The organism is Streptomyces sp. GL_141, from assembly GCF_057834385.1.
This window is the reverse complement of record NZ_CM174402.1, coordinates 291,263-313,455: the sequence shown is the minus strand read 5'-3', so window position 1 is coordinate 313,455 and position 22,193 is coordinate 291,263. Positions and strand designations below refer to the sequence as shown.

The following is a 22,193-nucleotide window of genomic DNA, read 5'->3' as shown; positions in this document are numbered from 1 at the left end:
CACCGCGCCTCGGCGGCGTCCATCACCGCGCCTCGGCCGCGTCCACCACCGCGACCGGCGAGGACCCGCCCGCGACAGTCAGCCGGGGCGCTCCGGTGCCGTCCGCGGGAACGGTCCAGACGTCGCTCGCGCGACCGTCGGCGCCCGGCAGGGCGTAGGCGACCGTCCCGTCGTCCGTCCAGGCCGCCTGGTCGTCCACGTTCCGCGTTTCGGTGAGCGCGGTCTCGGCCATCGTCCGCAGGTCGAGGACGTACAGTCGCCAGGGTGCGGCCGGGTCGTCGGACACCTTCTTCTTGAAGGCGACCCGGGTGTTGTCGGGCGACAGGGAGGGGCATTCGACGTTCTCCCGCAGCGTTTTCGCCGACCAGTCGGACATGTTCCCCTCGACGAGGTGAGTGCGGCCCTTGGTGGAGACGGTCGCGTAGAAGCGGCTGTCGTCGCGGGCGAAGCTCACGCCCCAGTAGTTGACGTCGGCGGAGTGGTACCGGACACCGCCGATGGTGAGCGGTATCTCCTCCAGCGACTTCACCAAGTACCCGGTGCGCAGGTCGAGTACGGCCGTCCGGGTGGAGAAGCCGGTGGTGGAGTACGAGTCCCCGCTGGCGAACACCGTCCAGGCGAGCATCTGCCCGGACGCGGACACCCGGGCCCGGGTCGGCACCCCCGGTACGATCGTCCGGCTCACCTCCCGCAGTTGCCGGTCCAGGACGACGGCGTACGTCTTCGGCAGCACCCCCGGCTCGGCGCGCAGACAGAGGGCGGTGCCCCCGGCGGCGTGGAACCGGTCGCAGGCGGGACCGCCCGCGGTGCGCTCGGCGCCGCCAGCCGTCGCGGTGAGTGGCTGGTGCGCCACCCGGCCCGTGGCGGTGTCCCGGAAGTACAGGGCGGGACCGCCGAGGGCGAAGGAGGCGTCGGCCCCGGCCTGTTGGCCCGCCGGCCGGTTCCCCTTCCCCGCGTGCAGGGCGTACCCGGCGGTGGAACCCGCGAGGAGGACGACCGCGGCGACCGTGACGGCGGTACGGGCCCGGGTGCCGAGCCGGCGTGCGGGAGCCGGCCCGGTGAGCTGCGTGGTCATGACGTGCTCCTCTCGCTGGTGGGGGGTCCTGCCGGTTCCGCGGGGGCTGCCAGGGCGGCCGGATCTCCCGGATCTCCCGGGTCCCCCAAGGCTCCCGGGCCGCCCGGATCGCGCGGCAGCAGTGCCCAGCCGCCCGCCAGCGCGGCGAGCAGTACCGCCGTGGCCCCCCACAGTGCGGGCCGCGGCCCCCACACCGTCCACGCGGCGCCGAAGCCCGCCGCGGCGAGCATCCGGGCCAGGGCCTGGCCGGTCTGGAGCACGGCCAGCCCGCCCGCCCGGCCCCCGGCCGGCAGCACCGGCCCCGCGAGGGCCATCAGCACCCCGTCGGTGGCCGCGTAGAACACCCCGAGCAGGGTGAGGACGGCCGCGAGGAGGAGCGGGGCCGGCCCGCCGGCCGGGGCGAGCAGGACGAGGTAGGCGCCGAGCAGGGCGAGGTGTCCGTACAGGAACGGCAGCCGGCGCCCGACCCGGTCGGCGATCCGGCCCACCGGCACGGCCAGCAGCAGATAGCCCGCGGCCGCCCCGAGCGGCAGCAGCGGGAACCAGCTCGGGTCCAGGCCCAGTCGGCGCTGGAGCAGGAGGTAGACGAAGGCGTCGCCGATGGTGGCGCCGCCGAGCAGGGCGGCGGCCCACAGGATCCGCCGGAAGCCGGGGTCGCGCAGCGCCGCGAAGGCCTTGCCCCGGGACGGAGCCGGGCCGGGCACGGCTGGCGGGCGGTGGTGGCCGGGAACGTAGAGGACGAGGAGCAGCACGCCGAGCAGGCCGCAGCAGAAGCTGGCGACGAACACCGCGTCGTACGCGCCCGCGGTCGCCCAGAGCAGGGCGAAGGCGGCGAGCGGGCCGAGCAGGGCGCCGGTGGTGTCCATCGCCCGGTGTACGCCGAAGGACCGGCCGAGCTCCTCGGGACGGCTGCTGAGGGTGATCAGGGCGTCGCGGGGCGCCGTACGGATGCCCTTGCCGACCCGGTCGGCGGCCAGGGACGCCGCGATCCCGCCGGTGGCTCCGCCGGCGAGCAGCAGCCCGAGCCGGGAACAGGCCGAGACGGCGTAGCCGATGCCGGCGACGTGCTTGTACCGGTGGCCGCGGTCGGCGAGATGCCCGCCGAGCAGCCGTACGACCGTGCCGGCTCCGCCCATCAGCCCGTCCAGGAAGCCGAATTGGAGGGGGGAGAGGCCGAGTCCGAGGACGAGGTAGAGCGGCAGTACCGCGCTGACCATCTCGGAGGAGACATCGGTGACGAGGCTGACCGTACCGAGCGCCAGGACGGCGGCGGGGACGCGCCGGCCCGCCCCCGTGGTGGGGGGCGGGACCGGTGCGGCCCGGCGGCCTGTGGTGGCCAGGTACATCAGTGACAGGTGTACTTCGGGCTGGTGTCCTTCGTCGTCCCGTCAGTGGCGACGTAGCTCCAGCTGTAGCCGGCATCGGTGAAGTCCAGCTTCAGGACCCCGTACGTACCGCTGATCCGCTTCTGGCTGTTGGGCTGGACGTTCTCGATGTCGTACGGATCGGCGCCGCCCATGCCGCCGACGATCTCGGTGATCCCGTCGGCGGTGGCGTTGCCGTTCGGGTCCTGCGGGGCGAACCGCTCGTAGTGGTGGTCGTGCCCGCCCAGCACGAGGTCGGCCTTGGCGCCGTACAGGATGTTCCAGACGGGCTTGCTCACCGGGTCGTTGCCGTGCCCGCCGGAGGAGTACAGCGGGTGGTGCCAGTAGGCGGCGATGCAGCCCTTGGTGTTCGCGGCGAGGTCGGCCTTGAGCCAGTCGATCTGGGCCTTCTGGTCGAAGGAGTTGGAGTCGAGGGCGATGAAGTGCCAGTTGCCCTCGTTGAAGCTGTAGTAGCTCTTGCCCTGGGGGTAGGCGACGGCGCCGAAGTACGCCTTGTAGCCGGCGAGCGGTCCGGCCGGGTCGTAGGTCTCGTGGTTGCCGGGCACGGGGCGGGTCTTGTCCTTGAACGCGCCCCAGGAGGTGTCGTAGTAGTTCCGGTAGTCGGAGAGCCGGGCGTCGTCGTACTGGTTGTCGCCCATCGTCAGGTAGAACTTCGGGTTGATCTTCTGGGCCTGCGCCGCGGTCTTGGGGTGGGCGCAGGAGCTGTCCGAGGCGGTGCACTGGGCGGCGATGTCACCGGCGGCGACCACGGTGAAGGCGCCGGTCGGCGGGGGAGTCCCCCCGTCGAGGGTGCCGTACACCTCGACCTCGTACAGGGAGTACCCGTAGGAGGTGCCGCGGGCGGTTCCGTACACGCGCAGGTAACGGCCCTTGCCGGAGAGGCCGGTCCAGTCGTCGGTGCCGCCGTTCCCGGCCGTCTCGTTGGCGAGCCGCGTCCAGGTGGTGCCGTCGGCCGAGATCTCGACCCGGTAGGTCTTGGCGTACGCGGCTTCCCAACGCAGCGCCACCCGCGTGACGTTGGCGCCGGCGCCGAGGTCGACGCGGATCCACTGCGGATCCTTGCCCTCGATGCTGGCCCACCGGGTGGTGGAGCTGCCGTCGAAGGCGTTCTGCGGACCGAAGCTCGAACCCTCCACGGAGGAGGCCGTGGCGGTCTTGCCGCGCGAGATGAGGGGGTCGACGGCGGCGCCGGCCCGCTCGGGATAGGCGAGCAACAAGCCGCCTACGAGGAGGAGTACGGCGGTGATGACCACACCGATGGTGCGGCGCGATGTGTAAACATGAGGGGTGCTTGGGGTGTTCAGGTGCATTCCTGACTCCCTGGCCTGGTGGGTGGCGAGAGCTGGCACCGGTACGAGACCCCGCGCCCCTGCCCGGGTGCGGGCAGGGGTGGACGTGGTCACAGCGGCCGGGTCAGAGCTCTCGCTGAGCGCGTCATGCCCACGGATGTGGGCACCGCGCCGAGCCGCCGAAGCGGGATGCTAGCAAACAGGAAACTTTCCTACCAGTCATTCGCGGCAAGAGCTTTGAGGCGTACGGGGCACGCGCTTCGCGAGCGCTCAGGAGATCGCGTACCACTGGCTGGCCCAGCCGGTGTTGATCGTGCTGGTGGACTGCTCGGCGAGGTTCACGCTGGCCGGGAGCGAGGTCTGACCGGTCAGGACGGTGCTGTAGCGCAGGCTCGGCGGGTTCAGACCCGCGTTCACCGAGATCCCGGCGCCCGTGGCCTTCAGGGTGAGGGCGTTCGTGGCCCAGTTGCCGTTGAGGAGGAGGGCCACGAAGTAGGTGCCGGGGGCGGCGGTGAACGGCTTGGCGAGGGCGAACGGCTTGGCTATCGCATCGGTCATCAGCTGCGGGGAGACGTCCGCGGTGGACGCGACCAGGGTGCCCTTGGCGTCGTACACGCCGAGGTAGCAGTTGGACAGCTGGGCGTTCGGGTCGATGCCGGCCAGCCCCAGCCAGATGTTGGACCAGGTGAGCTGCTCGCGCAGCACCATCCGGACCAGGGTGACCCGTCCGCCGACCCCCGCCGCGGACTGGGCGGTGACGTGCCCCGCGTCGTTCGGATCCCCGGTCCAGGCCAGCAGGTTCTGGTCCTGCGGCAGCGGCCCCTCGAACCCGCCGCCGGCAGGCACCGGCGCGGGCGGCGCCACGGCCGACGGCGAAACGCTTCCCCCCGCCCCCTTCCCGGCCGTGCTCCCGCCGGACGCCGAGCAGCCGGACAGGAAGAGCGCCGCCGCGAGCAGGGCGGCGAGGCCGGCCGGGGCGGTGGTGGTACGGGTGCGCATGGTCCCCCCATGAGGTGCTGATGTGTGAAGGAAGCCATGGTCACACGGGCTGCCCGCGTTCCCGTACGCGGCTGCCCCGGCGCTCGCGCGGGCCCCTTCCGACGCCTCCCTCAGAGGACCAGCAGGACGAGGATCAGCACGGCGGGCGGCAGGAACAGGGTGAGCAGGTGGACCACCGCGGTCCGGGTCATGCCCAGGGCGAGGAACAGGACCAGCCCGCCCGCGAGCCAGCAGCCGAACACCCGCAGCGCGAGCTCCTGCGCGGAAGTTTCCTGCGCCCGGGTCGTGGCCTCGAAGAAGGGTCCGCCGATCATCATGGAGAGCAGCACGCAGCTCAGGAGCAGGTTGACCGCCCCGGCGGCGACCGCGCAGGGGTGGTCACTCCGGTGTGCTCGCCTCCACATCCCTATCGCGCGCATGGGGCGAAATCCTAGCCGGGCCCCCGCGAACCGGTCCCGAACGGGCCCTCCCCGGTCACTGGCCCACCCTCCCGTCGACGCATTCGCGCAACAGGTCGGCGTGCCCGCAGTGACGCGCGTACTCCTCGATCCGGTGCACCATCAGTTCCCGTACCGCGATCCGGTCCTTCCCCAGCCGCTCGCCCAGATCCGGATGCGCGGCCAGCGCGGCGTCGGTCGCGCTCTGCTCGCGCTCCAGATCGGCGTACGCGCCGTCGACCACGGCCTGCTCGGCGAGGGCTCCCTCGAAGTCCCCGTCGCGCTCGTCGTACAGCTTCGGCAGCGGATCGCCGTCGGTGATCCAGTTCTGCCAGTCCCGTTCCACCTCGGCGAGGTGCCGCAGGAGGCCGAGCAGGGACATCGTCGACGGCGGGACCGACCGGCGGGCCAGCTGCTCCGGGTCCAGGCCCTCGCACTTCATCCGCAAGGTCAGACGGTAGTCCGTGAGGAAGTCCTGCAGGGTGGCGAGCTCGCCCTCCGCACTGTTCTCACCACTGTTGCGGGGGTCGTCGTCCGGGTCCACCCACATGTCGGGGTAGATGGTCGACCGGGTCCATCGCTCGCCTTGATCACTCATGCGTTCCATGCTCGTCCATGAAGGAACCGGCTCGCCAGCCGATTTCTCGGGCAGGTTTCTCGGGGAACGCAGAATGGCAAGGAGGTCTCCTCACTCCTTGCCACTTTCAACTTATAGCGCACCGGGGGGCTTGCGGCAAGGCCCCGGTGGTGACGCAGAATCACCGATCGAAGGGCGGAACCTGCGGAAATGGTGATTGCGTGATGACTGAAGTACCCCACACGACCGACGTGGTGGACCCGACCGACGTGGTGGACCCGACCGGCGTGACGGACACGGCTGACGTGACGGACGTGATCGTCGTCGGCGGGGGACCGACCGGTTTGATGCTGGCTGCCGAGTTGCGCCTGCACGGGGTCCGCGTGGTCGTGGTGGAGAAGCTGACGCGTCCGACCGGCGAGTCCCGCGGCCAGGGCCTGCACACGCGCAGCGTCGAGCTGATGGACCAGCGGGGCCTGCTGGACCAGTTCCTCGCCGTCAGCGAGAAGTTCCAGGTCGGCGGGCTGTTCGGCGGCATCATGAAGCCGTGGCCGGACCGGCTGGACACGGCGCACCCGTACGGCCTGGCCATCCCGCAGCCCGTCACCGAACGGCTGCTGGGCGAGCACGCCCTCGAAGTCGGCACCGAGATCCGGCGCGGCAGCGAGGCGGTGGGCCTGAGCCAGGACCAGGACGGGGTCACCGTCGAGCTGGCGGACGGCACGCGCCTGCGCTCGCGCTACCTCGTCGGGTGTGACGGCGGCCGCAGCGCGGTGCGCAAGCTGCTCGGTGTCGGCTTCCCGGGCGAACCCGCCACGGTCGAGACCCTGTTGGGCCAGATGGAGGTGGCCGCGGATCCGGAGACGATCGCCGCGGTCGTCGCGGAGGTCAACAAGACCCAGCTCCGCTTCGGCGTCCACGCGGGCGAGGACGGGTCGTGCCGCATCATCGTCCCCGCCGACGGCGTGTCCGAGGACCGCAGCGCGCCGACGCTGGAGGAGTTCAAGCAGCAGCTACGGGCCTTCGGGGGAACCGACTTCGGTGTGCACTCGCCGCGCTGGCTGTCCCGCTTCGGCGACGCCACCCGGCAGGCCGAGCAGTACCGGGTCGGCCGGGTCCTGCTGGCCGGCGACGCGGCGCACATCCACCCGCCGACCGGCGGACAGGGGCTCAACCTCGGCGTGCAGGACGCCTTCAACCTCGGCTGGAAGCTCGCCGCCGCCGTCAACGGCTGGGCCCCGCAGGATCTCCTCGACAGCTACCACGCCGAGCGCCACCCCGTGGGCGCCGCCGTACTGGACAACACCCGCGCGCAGATCACGCTGATGGGGAGCGACGCGGGTCCCACCGCGCTGCGGAAGCTGTTCGAGAAGCTGATGGACTTCGAGGAGGTGAACCGGTACGTGACCGGGATGATCACCGCGGTCGAGGTCCGCTACGACTTCGGCGAGGGCCACGAACTGCTCGGCCGCAGGCTGCGGGACGTGGAGCTGAAGCGGGGGCGGCTCTACGAGCTGATGCACACCGGCCGCGGACTCCTGCTCGACCAGACCGGCCGGCTCTCGGTCTCCGGGTGGGCCGACCGCGTCGATCACGTCGTCGACGTCAGCGAGGAACTGGACGTACCGGCCGTGCTGTTGCGCCCGGACGGCCATGTGGCATGGGTCGGGGAGGACCAGCAGGACCTGGACGCCCACCTGCCGAAGTGGTTCGGCGCCACCACGGCCTGACCTCGACGGCCCGGCCTCCGCGCGGAGGCCGATCGATCGCCGGGCAGGCTAGGCGACGGGTCCGAGGTCTCCTTCGATGACGGTCCGGACGATCGGGGGCCGGTCCCAGAGGGCCAGCAGCTCGTTGGCGAGGGCGGTGATCGACAGCGCGTCGTGGTCGCCGTGCACCACGATGGCGGCGGCCGACAGACTGCGGGGTACGGCTCCGGCATCGAGGAGGGCCCGCCATTCCAGGGGGCCGACCTCGAGGAACTCCAGTCCGGTCAGCCCGGCCACCTCCGTGGGGTCGGCGAGCGTGCCGGGGTAGGCGGAAAGGGTGCGCAGGCGGGGCAGCCCGGTCAAGGGCGCAAGGCTGAACGGCGGACCGGTCCACGCCCCGATGGACACGACCTCCAGCCCGGGGTGGACGGCTGCCTCCAGACTCCGCAGGCTCGCCGTGTTGACCCAGGCCACGGCCGCCGCCTGGACCTCCTCGCTACGGGGCTCCTCGCGGGGCGGCCGGTCCAGGACCATGTCGGTGACGCAGTCGGCGACGAGGCCCGCTCCGACCCGCTCCTCGTGGGACAGGATGATGACCTGTCCGGTGTGGCCGCGGGGACCGGGCGTCAGGTCGACGGCCAGCCGGTCACCGCCCCCGTTGTCACCGAAGACGATCCAGCCCGGTGAGCCGACCAGCCCCTGCACGGCGGCGTCGGGCCGGACCTCGACCGCGTCCAGCGCCGCGCACTGCCAGGAGCTGTCGCGGGTCGCCGCCTCGGCCACGTACAGGCCGTCCAGGTCGAAGAGTTCGCAGCGGACCGCCTCGGAATGGCTCCGCGAAGCCTCGTAATCCCCCTGCCAGTCGGCCCAGTTCGCCCGCGTCACCCGGTAGAGCGCCTTGAGTTCGTCGGGCAGGGGGACGCCCAGGCGCGCTTCCGCCGCGGCGATCTCGGCCTCCGTGGCACCGACGGCGCCGGGGAGCCGTTCGCGGAGCGTCCGCTCCAGTAGCACCGGGTCCGCCGACGGCGAAGGCACTGCTCCCGGCGCCGGATCGGGCAGACGGTGCCAGGGCTCGGGCAGAGCCCCCTCGACCAGGACGAGCGCGCCCGGATGCGGACCCATGCCCGACTCCACGGCCGCGCCGGGCTCGAGCACGTGGAGCAGAGCCCTCCCCGCCGGCTCGACCTCCAGCGCGAACGACACCGCCTCGACGCCCTCCTTCAGCAGCGCCCCGCGCACGCGCTCCACGGCGTCGTGTTCGTCCCGCATGTCGTCGACCTGAGCCGCCCGGCCGAACGGCGGGAACCGCCGCGTCAGGGGCACGCTCCACCCACCCTGCCCGACCCGCCCCGCCACCCGGGCACCCGGAACCGCGAGGCGCCCCGCATGCTCCGCCCGCAGCAGCCGTAGCAAGGGCTCCCACGTGGCGAACTCGTGGAGCGAGGCAGTGGTGTTCCGCTGATCATCCATGGGAAAACCGTAGGCGGGGCCACTGACACCCGATCCGGTGGGCGAACCGCGACGGATCGCCTGAGCCGCCCACCCCGTACGGCTGTCAGCGGGGCCGTTATCTTCAAGACATGTTGATCACCGCAGAATTGCGCGACTCGGTGAAGCTGCCGGGTGGGCACGCACTCGTGAACGGCTTCGCCTTCGAGGGCCGTGTGGACGGGCCGCGCCGTGCTCTGCTCCGGACGGGGCGAGCGCTGGAGGTCTACGACCTGGACGCGCTGTTCGCGGCGGAGCGCGCGCCGGCCGCGGTCTTCCCCTTTCCCTGGCCCGGGTGGGAGCACGGTGTCCATTCGGTGAGCCCCGACGGCTCGTTCACCGTGTTCTCGGGCCAGCGCGCGGTGAGGGCGGTGGCCGTGGGCGGAGGAACGCTGTGGGAGTACCGGCACGGCTGCTGGGGGCCCGAACTCGGCCATACCCACACGGGTGACGACCAGGAGGTGTGCGGTGGATTCGAGCACGGATCCTGCCGGGTCTCCGACGACGGCCGACTCGTCTGGGCGCACGTAGTGAGGGGCCCGGGCGAGGGGGCGGCGGACGGCCGGGAATGCTGGGTCGTCCTGGACGCCCGCGACGGACGGGAACTGGCCCGGCTGCCGCTGGACAGCGCCGCCGCGGGTTCCCATCACCTTTCCCACCCCGACGGCGTCCACATGGGTCTGTGCATCGGCATGGGCCAGGACGGCATCCTCCTCCACTGGGCGCGCTGGAACGGCGAGGCGCTGACCGGCTGGGACCTCAACGCGACCATGGACCGCATCCTGGCGGACGTCCACACGGGGCTCCCGGGCTTCCTGACGGTCGAGCACTACGGAGCCGACCTGCAGCTGCACACCCTGGACGGCGCCGTCATCTCCGAGGCGGCGCCCGAACCGGCCGACGACGAGGAACCGCCCTACTGGGACTACAGCTGTGGCTTCGTCGATGCCGACACCGTCATCGCCTCGACGGTCGAAGCCGACGAGGAACCGGACCGGGCCCGGCACTGGCTGCTCGATGCCCGCACCCTGGAGACCCGCGGGACGATCAGGTACCCGACGGGCCCCGTCGACAGTTACGTACGCCCGCTCGGCGACGGAACCTGGCTCACCTACGACGACGGCAGCGCGACCCTCCACCGCTGGCGGGAAGCCACGCCGTGAGCAGGGCCCGCAGAAGCACATGAACACGAACGCTCCCGCGCGTCGGGCCCTCAGCCATCGGCGCTCTGCGGAGCCGACACGAAGTGCGCGCCGCCCGTTCCCGCGAGCAGTCTGCCGAACAGCGGGGCGACCCCGTTCACGGCGCCACACCCGACATCGTCGGTGGCCCACCACCCGGCCTCGCCGCACTGTCAACGGATCGGGTTCCCCGCGGTTGCGCTCAGTCCCACCAGCCGTCCCCGGTTCGCCAGCGCTGAACCCACTCCAGGAAGCCGAAGGCTTCTGGCCCCGGATACGGGTAGGCGCCCACATCGCTGACAAGCCAGATGCCGCCCCGTCGGGGGCCGTTGACGACGAGCACCCAAGAGGAGAGTTCGTCGTCGGTACCCAGCACGATGGAGCCGTTGCAGTGGATGTCGGCGACGCGCTCCGTGTGGTCCTCCGCCAGGGGCTCGCCCTCCCGGGCCCAGGTCTCCCGGAGCGGGAACAGCGCGCCGGGATTCCGGTCAACCCCGTAGGGCCGGCCCGGCGTCAGCCGGCCAAGGGGGAGCAGGCCGCCATCCTCAGGCGGCCCGATCGAGGACCCGTTGGCGATCTCCGCGACCAAGCTCCGGTAAGGCTCCGGGAGTACGGCCCCGTTCTCGGCTTCCCACGCCGAGAGCCCCTCACCCCCCTCAACCCCTCCAGCCGCGATGAACCCGAGTGACGGCACACGTGGTCCTGAGCTGGCGTTCTTCCCGTGACCTCGCTCGACGGCGGCAGTGACACCCGACTCCGGCATCCGCATCACCTCGACCCTGACGTGGAGTTCGAGAGCTCGCTCGGCGAGGTGTGGCAGGTCGAGTGGAACGGTTCGTGGCTGGTGACCGGAACGGCCCGGGATGACGCTGTGCCGGTGGGGCGCGTTGACCGTGGCGATGGGGGAGTCCGGCGCCGTTGTCCGGCCGGGCTGGGCGTCCGGCTTCAGACAGTCGCCGAGTGGTCCCCGGCAGGCGTCGGCCGCGCGTTCCGGGCGGCCTGCCCGGGCTGCGCCGGCGGTACGGCCTGGATGTGCTGGGCGGCCTCGGCGGCGGTGTAGGAGGAGGCGAAGGTGAACGCGCGCGGGGACGGCCCGTTCGTCCGTAGGTCCGCCAGGTGCTCCAGGGCCTCACCGACGGTCGGGTGGTGCCCGGCGGGAACCCACCAGAGCACCATGTGCGCCTCGACGTGCCGTGCGAACCATTCGCGGCGCCGCCGCATCACCTCCAGGTGCCCGCTGCGGTAGGCGAAGTCCCACAGGGCCTCCTGGGTCTCCCACACGGACAGGTTGACGATGACGTTCTCGCCCGCCGGGCGCAGGCCGGTGGCGTCGCCCGATCCCTCCTCCACGAGCCGCCACACGAAGCCGGGTGCGCCGTCGGCGGCAGCGTTGACCGGGTCGAGCATCTCGACGAAGGGCGTCATGCGCGGGTCGTCGAACGGGTGGCGGAGTGTGGAGACGTTGAGCTGGGCGAGGTGCGCGGCATGCGCGGATGCGGTCATGGCCTCATCTCAGCACGACCCGGTTTTCTATGTCAATCATCATTGTTTTTAGAATCCTCGACCACGACGCAGCACTCGCCCGGCCGTGCGTCCATGCGGGCGCGGACGGGACCGTCCGTACCGAGCAGCCCCTCCAGCAGTGCGAGGTTCATGCCGCAGACGAGCGGCGGGAAGCGTTCCGCGACGACGTGAAAAGGGCAGTTGCGCATGCGGACGACGCGCGCGGCTGCCCCGATCGCCCCCTGGTCCGCCCCCTCGTCCGCCTCCTCGGCATCCTCCGTGCCGCCTTCAAGGTGAGGTTCGTAGCCGCGGGCGGCCAGCGTCTCCATCGCCTCTTCGAGGCCTCCGCAGGGCCCCGCCGAGCCGCGCAGCGCCTCACCCCGCCGGCGAGCGGCCGTGCGGAGCCCGGCGTCCAGCCCCGCTTGTTCGGTTGCCTCGGCGAGCAACTCGGCGGCCGTGCGGTAGTCCCGGGCGGGCAGCGACACCGACCGTTCGACCCGGGCCCGCGTGTACACCTTGGCGGGACGGCCCGCCCCGGGCCCCGAACGGCCGGTCAGGCGGCGGCTGCCACTCTCCAGCAACCCGGCCTCGGTCAGCCTGTCCAGATGGTGCGCGGCGAGCGTGCGCGCCACCCCGGCCGCCTCGGCGGCCTCGTTGCGGCCGACTTCGCGGCCCTGTGCCACCACGTACTCGTACAGGCGCCGCCGCACCGGATCCTGCAGCACCGCGATCACATCGATGTCCTCCATCCGGCCATTCTAGGAACAATGCAGGTTGGAGATAGAGAGGCGGAATCCGCCCCGCTGTGACTTAGTGCCCTCTAGTTGGCCTTACGTTCCTGGGGCGGGATGGCCGAGCCCTTCGTATGGGTGGGCCGCCCGGCGCCCCGCGACGACCCGGCCGCCAGATGGGGAAGTGCGACACAGGTCGCTGCGTAAGGCCATGCCGGCGAGGAGATCCTCACCAGCCGACGCACGGACCTCGTCCGTGACCGGACCCGGGCGGTCAACCCCCTTCGCTCCACGCTGACCGGCATGTTCCCCGCACCGGAACGAGCTCTCGTCCTCACCGGTACTGGCCCGCTCGTACTTCTCGACGGATGCCAGACCCCGGCCACGATCCGTCGCGTGGGCACCGCCCGGCTGGCCGCTGGCTCCGCGCTCGGGGTGTCCGCGGTCCGGAGGAGCTCGCGACGACGGCGGTCGAGGCGGCCGAACAGCAGCACACCGCGGTCCCCGGCGAGACGGCGCCCTCAGGTCGACGGAGGGGAAGGGGTCCTGTCGTACTCATCGACGTCCAGAATCGTGCCAGTAGCGGCAAGGAAGGCGATTGCTTCGCGGTCGAGCGCCCAGCCGAAGAGGTTGTGCTTGTCCCTGTCCTGCGGCTGCCCGGCCTCGTCCTGCTGCTCGGCGTCGTTGAAATAGCGCACCACCTCCAGCTCGGCTTCGAGGCCCGGCTCTTCTTCGTCTTCTCCACTGTTGAACCGCTTCATGAGCTCGGCTATGCGGTCGGTCCGTGGTCGGAGACGGCCCAGGACGTGCGCGATCTGTTCGTCTACGCACAAGCCCGGTTCCCTGCACACGACCTTCCAGATCTGACAGAACGGATTCGCCGGGTCAGCGGGGAGACGACGCGGGTTGACCACTTGCGTCTCATCAGGCTCGATACCCAGCGCATCAGTTATCTCCTGCGCGGTAATGCGCCGGCTGGACAGAGCGAAGTAGACGTACTGGTGGAGAGGCATCCCCGGAGCGTACGCGGCCACTCGTGGTCCCCCGCCCGCCCGCCCGACTGCGAGTGAGTCCCGACACCCGGTGGGGCCACGGTCAAGGCATCTGAGGGACGACTCCACTACCCGCAGCGGACTCCCGAGCTGTTCGACTTCAGACGGGGCGGGAGGTCGCGGTCCATCACCAGGATCTCCTCCGCGAGTCCGTGCGTGCCGAACGTCCGGGATCCGAGGGAGTGGACCGTGCACGCCACGCCGAGGTCTGCCGAGATCGGCGAGGGCTGCAGCGGATGCCGGTCCTCGTCCAGATGGGAGTCGGTCTCCAGCGACACCACCGCGACCGTGTCGTTCGCCACGGCCACCAGCAGGCCGGCCGGCTCGCCGATGATCCGCCACCCACGCTCCGGCCACTCGGGTGGCGCCGCAGTGCCCCTTTTCGTCCTCTTGACGATATGGGCACATCTCGTTATCGTCGCATTGACGAAATTAAGGGGGTTCGCCATGGCCGACATCACCCGGCGCTTCGGCTGGCGTCATCTGCGCTCCGCGCCCACCACCCACATCCGCCACCACAAGCGCGGCCGGCTCGTCCACGACGGGCTGGGGCTCAGTTTCTGGTACCGGTCACTCTCAGCGGCGCTGTCCGAAGTCCCGGTCGACGACCGGGAGCTGGCCATGGCGTTCCACGCCCGTACGTCCGACTTTCAGGACGTCGCCGTGCAGGCCACGGTCACCTACCGGATCAGCGACCCGGCCGAAGCCGCGGCTCGACTCGACTTTTCCGTCGACCCGGACACCGGGAGCTGGCGCGGAGCCCCTTTGGAGCAGATCGCCACTCTCCTCACCGAAACCGCGCAGCAGCACACGCTGGACGTACTGGCCCGGACTCCGCTGGCCGTCGCTCTGGTGGACGGCGTCGCCTCCGTGCGGGGGAGCGTCACCGCCGGTCTCGCCGCCGAGCCCAGACTCCCGGCCACCGGCATCGATGTGGTGGCCGTGCGGGTCGTGGCGATCCGCCCCGAGGCCGAGGTGGAGCGTGCCCTGCGCACCCCGGCCCGCGAGCAGATCCAGCAGGAGGCGGACCGGGCCACCTATGAACGGCGGGCTGTCGCCGTCGAGCGTGAGCGTGCCATCGCCGAGAACGAGCTGGCCAGTCAGATCGAACTGGCCAGGCGTGAGGAGCAGCTGATCGACCAGCGCGGCACCAACGCCCGCCGCGAGGCCGAGGAGAAGGCGGCGGCGGACGGCATCCGGACCGAGACCGAGGCGTCCCGCAAGGTCTGCCTGGCCCGCGCGGACGCCGAGGCGGCGCGCGAGACGGGCGCGGCGCGCGCCGAGGTTCAGGCAGCCTGGCTGCGCGTGCACGACGAAGCAGGCCCGGGCACGCTGCACGCCCTGGCGGTGACCCGGCTGGCGGAGAACCTGCCGCGGATCGAGAGCATCACTCTCTCTCCTGACGTCCTCACCGGGCTCCTCGCCAAGCTCGGACGCCCGGAAGGCGGCGCGGGCGCGTGAGCCTGGCCCCAAGGGCGGTGCTCGTGCACCGCAGAACCGAGTACGAGGAACTGCTCGCCCGGCACGGGACGCACGGGCAGGCCGCGTTCTTCCTTTCCAGCCGGGGCCGTTCGATCGACGAGGTGGTCCGCCGCCACGAACGCACGCGGCAGGCGCTGCGGGAGGTGGCGGCGGCGGTGCCGCTCACCTGGCGCAGCTCCCGGGTGGAGCGGGCGGACCTGGACCGCTTCCTGTTCGCCCCGGAGGACGTGGTGGTCGTGGTCGGCCAGGACGGCCTGGTCGCCAATACCGCGAAGTATCTGCGCGGACAGCCGGTAGTGGGCATCGACACCGACCCGGGGCGAAACCCGGGAGTCCTGGTCCGTCACCGCTGCGCCGACGCGGCTGCGCTGCTGCGTGCGGCAATCGCTGCCGGAAGCCGGGCAGAGGAGCTGACCATGGTCGAGGCCGTCGCCGACGACACCCAGCGCCTTCTCGCGCTGAACGAGATCTACCTCGGCTCGCACGGTCACCAGACGGCCCGCTACCGCCTGGGTTCCGACGGCGACAACGGACCGGGCGAGGCCCAGGCATCCTCCGGGGTGTTGGTGGGCACAGGCACGGGCGCCACCGGCTGGCTGCGTTCCCTGTGGCTGGAGCGCGGCAGCTCCGCAGGACTGCCCGCACCCTGCGAGCGGCGGCTCCTGTGGTTCGTTCGGGAGGCCTGGCCCTCTCCCGCGACCGGTACGACGAGGGTCGCCGGGGAGCTGGGGCGGGGTCAGGGGTTGCAGCTGACCGTGGAGTCGGACCGGATCGTGGTATTCGGCGACGGGATGGAGAGCGATGCGCTGGAGCTGACCTGGGGCCAGAGCGTACGGCTGGGCATCGCTGGAACATCGCTGCACCTGGTGACGTGAGCGCCCTGCCCTACGACCGGCTGTCGCCACCGCAGCCCCCACCGCCCGTGCCGTGCGCCACGAGGTTGGAGGTGCTGGAAGACGTGGGCCCGCCGATCCAGCCGGTGCCGGCGACAAACGACCGGGACACCGCCCGGGTCTAGTGCGAGGCTCTCCAAGAGCAAGGCATAGAGGGCGTCGATGCCAAGAAGGCGGTGTCCCCGTACCGGGGCGGCCGGCGCATCTGGCGTACTAACCGCACCAGGGCTCCGAAATCCCGGTGAGATCGATCTTGTTCGGCTCATCGGTCTCCGTGGGCCGAAGGACCTGTGCGTGGAAGCGGTCGCGGTCCGCGGGTTCTGTCCCAGAGCCCGTTCTCGCGAACAAAGCCACCCCGCGCCTCTGGCGCAACGCCGCGCACGGGCGGCACCGCCTCAGAGGCGCCTGCGGCGTCTCGAACCGGCGACAGCGTCACCGTCCAGTACCCCTCGCAGGTGGCCCTCAGTTCGTGAGGAAGGCTCCCTCGCGACAAGGGCGGCAGACGAAGACGTAGCCCAGCTGACCGCCGAGGTTCATCGCGGTCTCCCGTGTCATCCCCTCCTCCAGGTGTGCCGCGAACTCCATGGCGCCGGCGCAGGAGGGACACACGGGCAGGCGGTCGTCCTCAAGGTAGGAGGGGCTGCCTCCGAGTGACCCAAGCACTTCGCGCTGCTTCCCGAATCGTTCTTCGGGTTCCCGCTTCCATCCCGAGCGGGCAAGGTCGTAGGCGTCAGCCTCGATACCTTCCTCGTCGCAGGCATCTTCGGGGTCGATCGTCACGACGTGGGTGCAGATGGCCGAGGTGGCGGGCAGCAGCGTCAGTCCCGCCTCGGGCACGGCTACCGGCCGCAGTTCCTCCCGGGAAAACAGATGAACCCTGTTCGCGCTGGAGCTCGCGTCCCAGAACTCACACGCCCCGGGGTCGTTCTGGCACAGGAACACCGACAGGACACCGTCCTCGACGGGGAGATGGGCGAAGAACTGAAGCGGTCCCCCGCAGCCGCACAGGGGCCAGGCGAATCCGGCAGGAGCCAGCGGCACGCCCCCGGTACGCGGGACGTCGGAATCGGCTGGTGCGGAGCCGTCGTAGATCATCAGCGCTGTCTGCATGGCGAGAGGCTAATGGCCGCCTGTGACAGGCCCGGGGGGACCTTCCTGTCTTCCCACTGGTGCAACCCGCTGCTGCGGAGGACAGGACGAGGAGCGCCAGCACTCCCCGTATGAAGCCACGCACGCTGTTTGTCCATCGTCGAAGGCCGGGGAACGGATTCTCTCAGGCACGGCCGGTTCGTCTGGTGGCAGGATGCCCGCTACTAGCTGCGGATGTTCGGCGGCGAGGGCTATGGCGTGCCCGCCATCAAGCAGGGGGATCCGGCCGGTCAGGACCCGGGCAGGTTGACGAAGTACTTCCTGGCGGAGTCCCCGCGCATGGAGCGCGTCAGCTCGGCGACGTGCTGTGCCTGGGCGGCGGAGAGGCGACGCGCCTCCCACAGCAGAACGGCGGCGTCCATCGCCTCCGGGGCCGGAACCGGTGGCAGCTCACGCAGATGTACGCCCGTCAGCGTGGCCAGTTCTCGGGCGTCGATCCCCAGCAGAACTGCGAGATCCGTCACCAAGCGGGGCGTCAATTCCTTGCGGCCGTCGCCGATCACACCGTAGGTGGACGCGGACAGGCAGGTGGGCGTCACCACTGCCAGGACCTTCGCCATGCCCGACCAGCCCAGATTGCGGTACTGGAGCATGCGGATGACCCAACCGCCTGGACCGGCATCGGGCGCGAGCCGCTTCACGTCGAAGACGGCAAGTCGTTTCTCCTGCGGCAGTGAGCGGATGAGCTGCAGGAGTTCATGCCGCTCGGCAGAAGGTAGGTGTACCGCATCCATCACGATGTACGGTGCCCACCGCTCCGCCGCGGCATCCAACGGTGAGATGTCCTCCGGGACCGTCAGTCCCGCGAGGATGAACAGATCGACGGCACGGAAGTCCACGACAGGCGCGATCCGCCGGAGGATCCCCTCGCCAGGGGCTTCCCCCGCGAGTACCCCTCGGACCGCGTTTGCCGTCAACTCGGCGCGATTGGCCAGCTCCTGCACACTGAACTCTCTTTGGTCCAGCAACCGGGCCAGCATCACGCCGAAGCCGGAGTGCTCCGTCATGCCCGCAGCCTCGTTCATCTGCTGATGGAACAGGTGCCGAACCGAAAGGATCAAGGCGTCATTGCGTCCGAGGTTCGCGTGGAATGGTCTTGCACCACCCCGCCCGTGATGCCCAGTTCCTACGCGCGATCGAAGCTGCGGCCGTCAGCAGGCGCCGGCGGAGCCGTACTTCTTCGCCGAGGTCGCCCGTCGGGGTCCTGGGCTGTCTGCCGGCTGCGCTATTCGCCGCGGGGGCGCCATGCGCCGGCCTGGCGGACGGACACGAGCGCGCCCCACACCCAAGCCGCGACGCCGATGAGGGCAACGGCCGTGACGCATGAGACGAGGATGTCGTCAGTGATGTACGAGGCGCCTCCCTGGGTCCTGGGGAACGCGAGCCAGGTACCGACCAGGCAGCCCCCGATGCCGGCCAGGGCCAAGGGCATCAGAATGCTGAGGGCGGCCGTGGACCAGTAGACGCGGGGGTTGCCGGCCAAGGTGGTCACGGGTGCCAGCGCGCGTCCGTTGCGGAGGAACTCGGCGAGGCCCGCGAGGCCCGAGGAGAGCGCGAGCACGGTGATGCCGACGAGGCCGAACAGGGAGATCCAACGACCCTGTAGCTGGTTCACCTTGCTGCTGGTGAGCCACTCGCCTCCGATCGTGCTGACATCTGCCCCCATGGGGAAGATCTGATACACCTGCCGCTTGACCTGCGGTACGGAGAGGTCCGCCGAGGTGCGGGAAACGAGCACCGTCTGGGTGAATCCTGTCCCATCGTTCAGGGAGGTGACCGGATCGCCTTGCTCAATGCGCACGGCCCCTGGGGTACCGCCGTTCCAGCCGAGCAGTTCACGCACGCGCGGGTCTGCAGGTGACTCCGTGAGCGGCGACGGTGCGGATGGGCACGCTAGTTGAAGGGTCTGGAGGGCGTCGCACCGGCCTGTGACCGTCAGCCGTCCTGCTTCCGGGTCCGCGGTCAAGGAGACCACCGCGACCTCGCCCGGGAGCGTCCCGAGGAACGTGGTCAGTTGTCCGGCCGTGGCTGCGCGCGGTTGGACGACGAGGGCGGTGGAGCCGATGCGGTTCACCGTCGCCTGCGCGGCCATGGCACTCTCGCCGAGTTGCCCCTGCCACGCGACCACCTGCAGCAGCAGTCCGACAGCGACCACCACTCCGGCGGTCATGCGCGCCACGGGACCCGGATGGGTCGCCGCGCGGCGACCGGCGATGAGGAGCCCAGGGCGTCCGTGGCGTCTACCGATCTTGGCCAGTTGGGTGCCTGCGAGGCCGGTCGTGACGGCTACGGCGGCAGGCAGAGTGGCCAGCGTTCCGGCCACGCCCACCCAGTTGGTCATGACATAGGCGGTGGTACCGGGAGTGAAGAAATCCGGTCCGCGTACGGCGACCAGCAGGAATGCCGGGCAGAGCAGGGCCCACTTCCGGGGCGATCGCCGCTCCCCCCGGATTCGATTGCCGGTCGTACGGCGCTTGCCCGTGCGGTCCGTCAGCAGGACAACGGCGAGCACCACCGCCGCTGTCATGAGGGCGGCTGGTGGGAACGTCCACCACCAGGTCCGCAGATCCGCGGCCACCAGAACCTGGCCGGTCCAGGGCAGGCGCACGTTGACCGCCGAAGCCGCGGCGATGGCGCACAGGGCCAGGGCGGTCCCGGCGGCAACGGGGGCGAGCGCCTCGCCCACGACGATCAGGGCCCGATTGCGGGGCGTCGCGCCGAGGACCTCGACGAGCGCGGTACGGCGGTCCCGCGTATGCGAACCGGTCCGTGCGGCCACCGTGAGCAGCACCGCCGCCGGCAGGAGGACGAGCAGGCCGACCAGGACCAGGAACGTCCACTCGGGCTGGGCATAGTCCATCTGACCCACGGTGTAGAACACCGGGCCGAGGTCCGGCCCGTAGCCCGCGATCGGCCTCACGTTGTCCCCGATTGGAGCGGACACCGGTACGACATAGGCAAAAAGCTCATCCGGCGATTGCAGGCCCTCGGCGCCGATGGTTCCCACGGCGCGGCCGTATCGCTCGGTGATGCCCGTTGCCGCAGGGTGATCTCGAAGCCCAGGTGACAGCACGGCCTCGCCGGGACGAGGCCAGCTCGAGACGCCCGGCGGCAGTGGAGCATCGCCGGACAGCGGCGAGATGAAGACGACCTGGAACGGACCGCTGCCGGGTACCGAGTCACTGGCCACGCTCCACACCGCCTTGGCAGTGCTACCGGGCACGTCCTCCTGGAACACAGGGGTACGTGCCGCTCCCCGCACGGCTTGGCCCTCATACGTGGCATGCGTGGCGATCAACGAGGCCACGGCCAGGGCGAGCATCAGAGTGGCGGCAAGGAGCGCCACGTACCGCACGCGGCCGGCTTCGGCACGGCGGCCCGCCGCCGCACCGACACGGAGCATCTGACGGATCAGGCCATGCCGGCTCATCGGCCCGCCGCCCGCTCATCCTCATCCGCAGCCGTCACCAGAACGCCTCCGGCCAGGCTGAGCACACGGTCCGCCCGAAAGGCCACGACCGGATCATGGGTCACGAGGAGCAGGCCGCAGTTGTACCGCCGCGGCATATCGAACAGCGTGTCCGCGACCTTCTCCCTGGCAGCGTCATCGAGAGCACCGGTCGGCTCATCCGCGAGAAGCAGAGCCGGCGAGTTGATCACGGCCCGTGCGACGGCCGTCCGCTGCCGTTCTCCACCGGACAGATCTCCACTGGACTCGGCCTGCGGAACCCCCAGCTCGGTCAACAGAGCCTGGGCCTGCCCGTACGCCTCCTTGCGGCCCGTCCCGGCGAGCAAGGACGCAAGAGCCACGTTGTCGACGGGGGAGAGCTCCGGCAGCAGCTCCCCGAACTGGAACACCATGCCGATGTGTCCAGCCCGGTGACGGGCCAAGGCCGCACCCTTCAGGCTGCCCATATCCACATGGGACACGGTGACCGTCCCACTCGCCGGCCGAACCAACCCCAGGGCACAGGACAAGAGCGTGGTCTTCCCGGAGCCGCTCGGTCCCATCACAGCGACGGATTCACCGGGTCGGACATCCAAGTCCAGCGAACTGAACAGGGTCCGCCCGGGGACGCCGTATGTCAGCCCTTTGATGGACAACACTGACTCAACCACAGCGCCCCGCCTTCGCAGCCTTGCTGCACGTGCCTAGTTCAAACGAAAAACGAAATACGGGGTGGCGCGGTGAACGCGCCACCCCGGCATACCAACGGCCGATCAAACCACGGGTGATTAGCGGTAGGCCCAGATCGAGCAGACGTCCGGCTGGAAGTCGATTTCCTGGCATGCCTTCAGCGTGCGGACGTAGTTGGTCGCGTCCGACGGCCCGTAGACGGTGGTGACGGCACCGTTCTTGTTGCGCAACTCGTGGTTGCTGGTGTTGCGGCGGTGGTAGGCCGCGTAGGTTTCGTCGCCGTCCGCCCAGTTGTCCTTCACCGCGACCTGTCCGTTGGTGCCACGGCTCCAGGCCTCCGCACCCGACCTCGCCCCGTACATGTCACCGGCCATGGCCGGTGTAGCGGCGAACAGAGCGGCGCCGACGGCGGTCAGCACCACGATCTTCTGCTTTCGGTTCATACGTGTTCCCTCCCCAAAACGTGAACCCTGGCTGGGTTCAAGGTTGCGCAGCGTCGGTCACCCTGCCTCTTGTCCGAGGTGATGCACCCGGTCTCCCCTGACCAGGCCGAATCGAACATGCAGGTCCATCAGGTGCTCTCGCAGTGCTGCGCCAGTCTCCGAAGAGCGAAGCGGCAGCGCCAGGGAGTTACCTCGGCCTGGCCGGAAAGTGCCACGCCGAAAACGTGGAGTTGCCCCCCGCGTTGCAGGTGTGGTTCAAGGATCCGGAGTGGCACGGGTCAGGCATGCGGCAGACGGGACTTCCGGTTGCGTAGGTTAGCCGAAGATCCACTTCCTGGCCTATTCCATTCGCGCCGGCCGAGCAGCATCGGTCCGGGCCCGGGCGGGACGGGTGCCGGTGCGCGGAAATGGAGCCCCGGCCCGACCCCAGGGCGCCCGTTCACGAGGGCGCCGTCGGATCGGTGACGAGGTGTAGGGCGGGAGGGGAGGCGAAGACCCCGCGGGTCCTGGAACCGGCGGGGCGAACTCGCCGATCTCGAATGCCGCCTCGCGCCAGTTCGCGGCCAGGTCGAGCAGGCGGCCAAGGCGACGCCGTAGGGCGAAACGAGATCGTCAAGGGAGCGGAGGCGTGACCACAAGGACCGGGGTCCAGGATCTCGTGG

Annotated in this window: 21 protein-coding genes and 1 pseudogene; 5 read left to right on the top strand and 17 right to left on the bottom strand. The window is 70.6% G+C overall.

What is annotated here, in order from left to right:
- Positions 1-22 precede the first annotated feature (22 nt).
- The 6 genes from AC3IX6_RS01350 to AC3IX6_RS01325 form a co-directional block, all read right to left on the bottom strand.
- On the bottom strand, positions 23-1,075 hold the full coding sequence (locus tag AC3IX6_RS01350) for a TolB family protein (protein WP_489368315.1): 1,053 nt from the start codon (positions 1,073-1,075) through the stop codon (positions 23-25).
- On the bottom strand, positions 1,072-2,421 hold the full coding sequence (locus AC3IX6_RS01345; protein WP_489368314.1) for an MFS transporter: 1,350 nt from the start codon (positions 2,419-2,421) through the stop codon (positions 1,072-1,074). The genes AC3IX6_RS01350 and AC3IX6_RS01345 overlap by 4 nt, the downstream gene beginning before the upstream one ends.
- Positions 2,421-3,770: a discoidin domain-containing protein gene (locus AC3IX6_RS01340; protein ID WP_489368313.1), complete on the bottom strand. Its 1,350-nt coding sequence runs from the start codon at positions 3,768-3,770 to the stop codon at positions 2,421-2,423. Before AC3IX6_RS01340 ends, AC3IX6_RS01345 begins: the two co-directional genes overlap by 1 nt.
- A 249-nt stretch (positions 3,771-4,019) precedes the next feature.
- Positions 4,020-4,748, bottom strand: coding sequence for a hypothetical protein (locus tag AC3IX6_RS01335; protein ID WP_489368312.1), 729 nt, complete (start codon positions 4,746-4,748; stop codon positions 4,020-4,022).
- A gap of 110 nt (positions 4,749-4,858) precedes the next feature.
- On the bottom strand, positions 4,859-5,167 hold the full coding sequence (locus tag AC3IX6_RS01330; RefSeq protein ID WP_489368311.1) for a hypothetical protein: 309 nt from the start codon (positions 5,165-5,167) through the stop codon (positions 4,859-4,861).
- A gap of 55 nt (positions 5,168-5,222) precedes the next feature.
- Entirely contained in the window at positions 5,223-5,792 is a 570-nt protein-coding gene (locus AC3IX6_RS01325) for a DinB family protein (protein WP_489368310.1), read from the bottom strand.
- Between the two features lie 275 nt (positions 5,793-6,067).
- On the opposite strand from AC3IX6_RS01325, the gene rox reads away from it, so the two are divergent.
- On the top strand, positions 6,068-7,492 hold the full coding sequence (rox, locus tag AC3IX6_RS01320) for a rifampin monooxygenase (RefSeq protein ID WP_489371705.1): 1,425 nt from the start codon (positions 6,068-6,070) through the stop codon (positions 7,490-7,492).
- Between the two features lie 48 nt (positions 7,493-7,540).
- Here rox and AC3IX6_RS01315 read toward each other — a convergent pair whose 3' ends face one another.
- Complete coding sequence (locus AC3IX6_RS01315) at positions 7,541-8,941, bottom strand: SMI1/KNR4 family protein (protein ID WP_489368309.1); 1,401 nt, start codon at positions 8,939-8,941, stop codon at positions 7,541-7,543.
- 110 nt (positions 8,942-9,051) lie between these two features.
- On the opposite strand from AC3IX6_RS01315, the gene AC3IX6_RS01310 reads away from it, so the two are divergent.
- Positions 9,052-10,122 (top strand): hypothetical protein, encoded by a 1,071-nt coding sequence (locus tag AC3IX6_RS01310; protein ID WP_489368308.1) that lies wholly within the window; start codon positions 9,052-9,054, stop codon positions 10,120-10,122.
- A 220-nt stretch (positions 10,123-10,342) separates the two neighbouring features.
- On the opposite strand, the gene AC3IX6_RS01305 is transcribed toward AC3IX6_RS01310, so the two are convergent.
- The 3 genes from AC3IX6_RS01305 to AC3IX6_RS01295 all read right to left on the bottom strand — a co-directional run bounded on the left by AC3IX6_RS01305 (position 10,343) and on the right by AC3IX6_RS01295 (position 12,392).
- Positions 10,343-10,909, bottom strand: coding sequence for an SMI1/KNR4 family protein (locus tag AC3IX6_RS01305; RefSeq protein ID WP_489368307.1), 567 nt, complete (start codon positions 10,907-10,909; stop codon positions 10,343-10,345).
- A gap of 176 nt (positions 10,910-11,085) precedes the next feature.
- Positions 11,086-11,643: a DUF3291 domain-containing protein gene (locus AC3IX6_RS01300; protein ID WP_489368306.1), complete on the bottom strand. Its 558-nt coding sequence runs from the start codon at positions 11,641-11,643 to the stop codon at positions 11,086-11,088.
- Between the two features lie 32 nt (positions 11,644-11,675).
- Complete coding sequence (locus AC3IX6_RS01295; protein ID WP_489368305.1) at positions 11,676-12,392, bottom strand: helix-turn-helix transcriptional regulator; 717 nt, start codon at positions 12,390-12,392, stop codon at positions 11,676-11,678.
- Between the two features lie 207 nt (positions 12,393-12,599).
- On the opposite strand from AC3IX6_RS01295, the pseudogene AC3IX6_RS01290 reads away from it, so the two are divergent.
- Positions 12,600-12,886: pseudogene (locus AC3IX6_RS01290) on the top strand (IS110 family transposase); the annotation flags it as partial.
- Positions 12,887-12,895: 9 nt separating this feature from the next.
- Here AC3IX6_RS01290 and AC3IX6_RS01285 read toward each other — a convergent pair.
- Both AC3IX6_RS01285 and AC3IX6_RS01280 read right to left on the bottom strand, forming a co-directional pair.
- Entirely contained in the window at positions 12,896-13,387 is a 492-nt protein-coding gene (locus AC3IX6_RS01285) for a DUF4279 domain-containing protein (RefSeq protein ID WP_489368304.1), read from the bottom strand.
- Positions 13,388-13,494: 107 nt separating this feature from the next.
- Positions 13,495-13,728: a hypothetical protein gene (locus tag AC3IX6_RS01280; protein WP_489368303.1), complete on the bottom strand. Its 234-nt coding sequence runs from the start codon at positions 13,726-13,728 to the stop codon at positions 13,495-13,497.
- Positions 13,729-13,873: 145 nt separating this feature from the next.
- Here AC3IX6_RS01280 and AC3IX6_RS01275 point away from each other — a divergent pair, with 145 nt between their 5' ends.
- Positions 13,874-14,887, top strand: coding sequence for an SPFH domain-containing protein (locus AC3IX6_RS01275; RefSeq protein ID WP_489368302.1), 1,014 nt, complete (start codon positions 13,874-13,876; stop codon positions 14,885-14,887).
- On the top strand, positions 14,884-15,783 hold the full coding sequence (locus tag AC3IX6_RS01270) for a hypothetical protein (RefSeq protein ID WP_489368301.1): 900 nt from the start codon (positions 14,884-14,886) through the stop codon (positions 15,781-15,783). The genes AC3IX6_RS01275 and AC3IX6_RS01270 overlap by 4 nt, the downstream gene beginning before the upstream one ends.
- 480 nt (positions 15,784-16,263) lie before the next feature.
- Here AC3IX6_RS01270 and AC3IX6_RS01265 read toward each other — a convergent pair whose 3' ends face one another.
- The 5 genes from AC3IX6_RS01265 to AC3IX6_RS01245 form a co-directional block, all read right to left on the bottom strand.
- Positions 16,264-16,896, bottom strand: a complete 633-nt coding sequence (locus AC3IX6_RS01265) for a YwqG family protein (protein WP_489368300.1) — start codon at positions 16,894-16,896, stop codon at positions 16,264-16,266.
- A gap of 284 nt (positions 16,897-17,180) precedes the next feature.
- Entirely contained in the window at positions 17,181-17,975 is a 795-nt protein-coding gene (locus AC3IX6_RS01260; RefSeq protein ID WP_489368299.1) for a hypothetical protein, read from the bottom strand.
- 200 nt (positions 17,976-18,175) lie between these two features.
- Positions 18,176-20,380 (bottom strand): ABC transporter permease, encoded by a 2,205-nt coding sequence (locus AC3IX6_RS01255; protein ID WP_489368298.1) that lies wholly within the window; start codon positions 20,378-20,380, stop codon positions 18,176-18,178.
- Positions 20,377-21,057, bottom strand: coding sequence for an ABC transporter ATP-binding protein (locus AC3IX6_RS01250; protein ID WP_489368297.1), 681 nt, complete (start codon positions 21,055-21,057; stop codon positions 20,377-20,379). The genes AC3IX6_RS01255 and AC3IX6_RS01250 overlap by 4 nt, the downstream gene beginning before the upstream one ends.
- A gap of 129 nt (positions 21,058-21,186) precedes the next feature.
- Entirely contained in the window at positions 21,187-21,531 is a 345-nt protein-coding gene (locus AC3IX6_RS01245; protein ID WP_489368296.1) for a hypothetical protein, read from the bottom strand.
- Between the last annotated feature and the right edge of the window lie 662 nt (positions 21,532-22,193).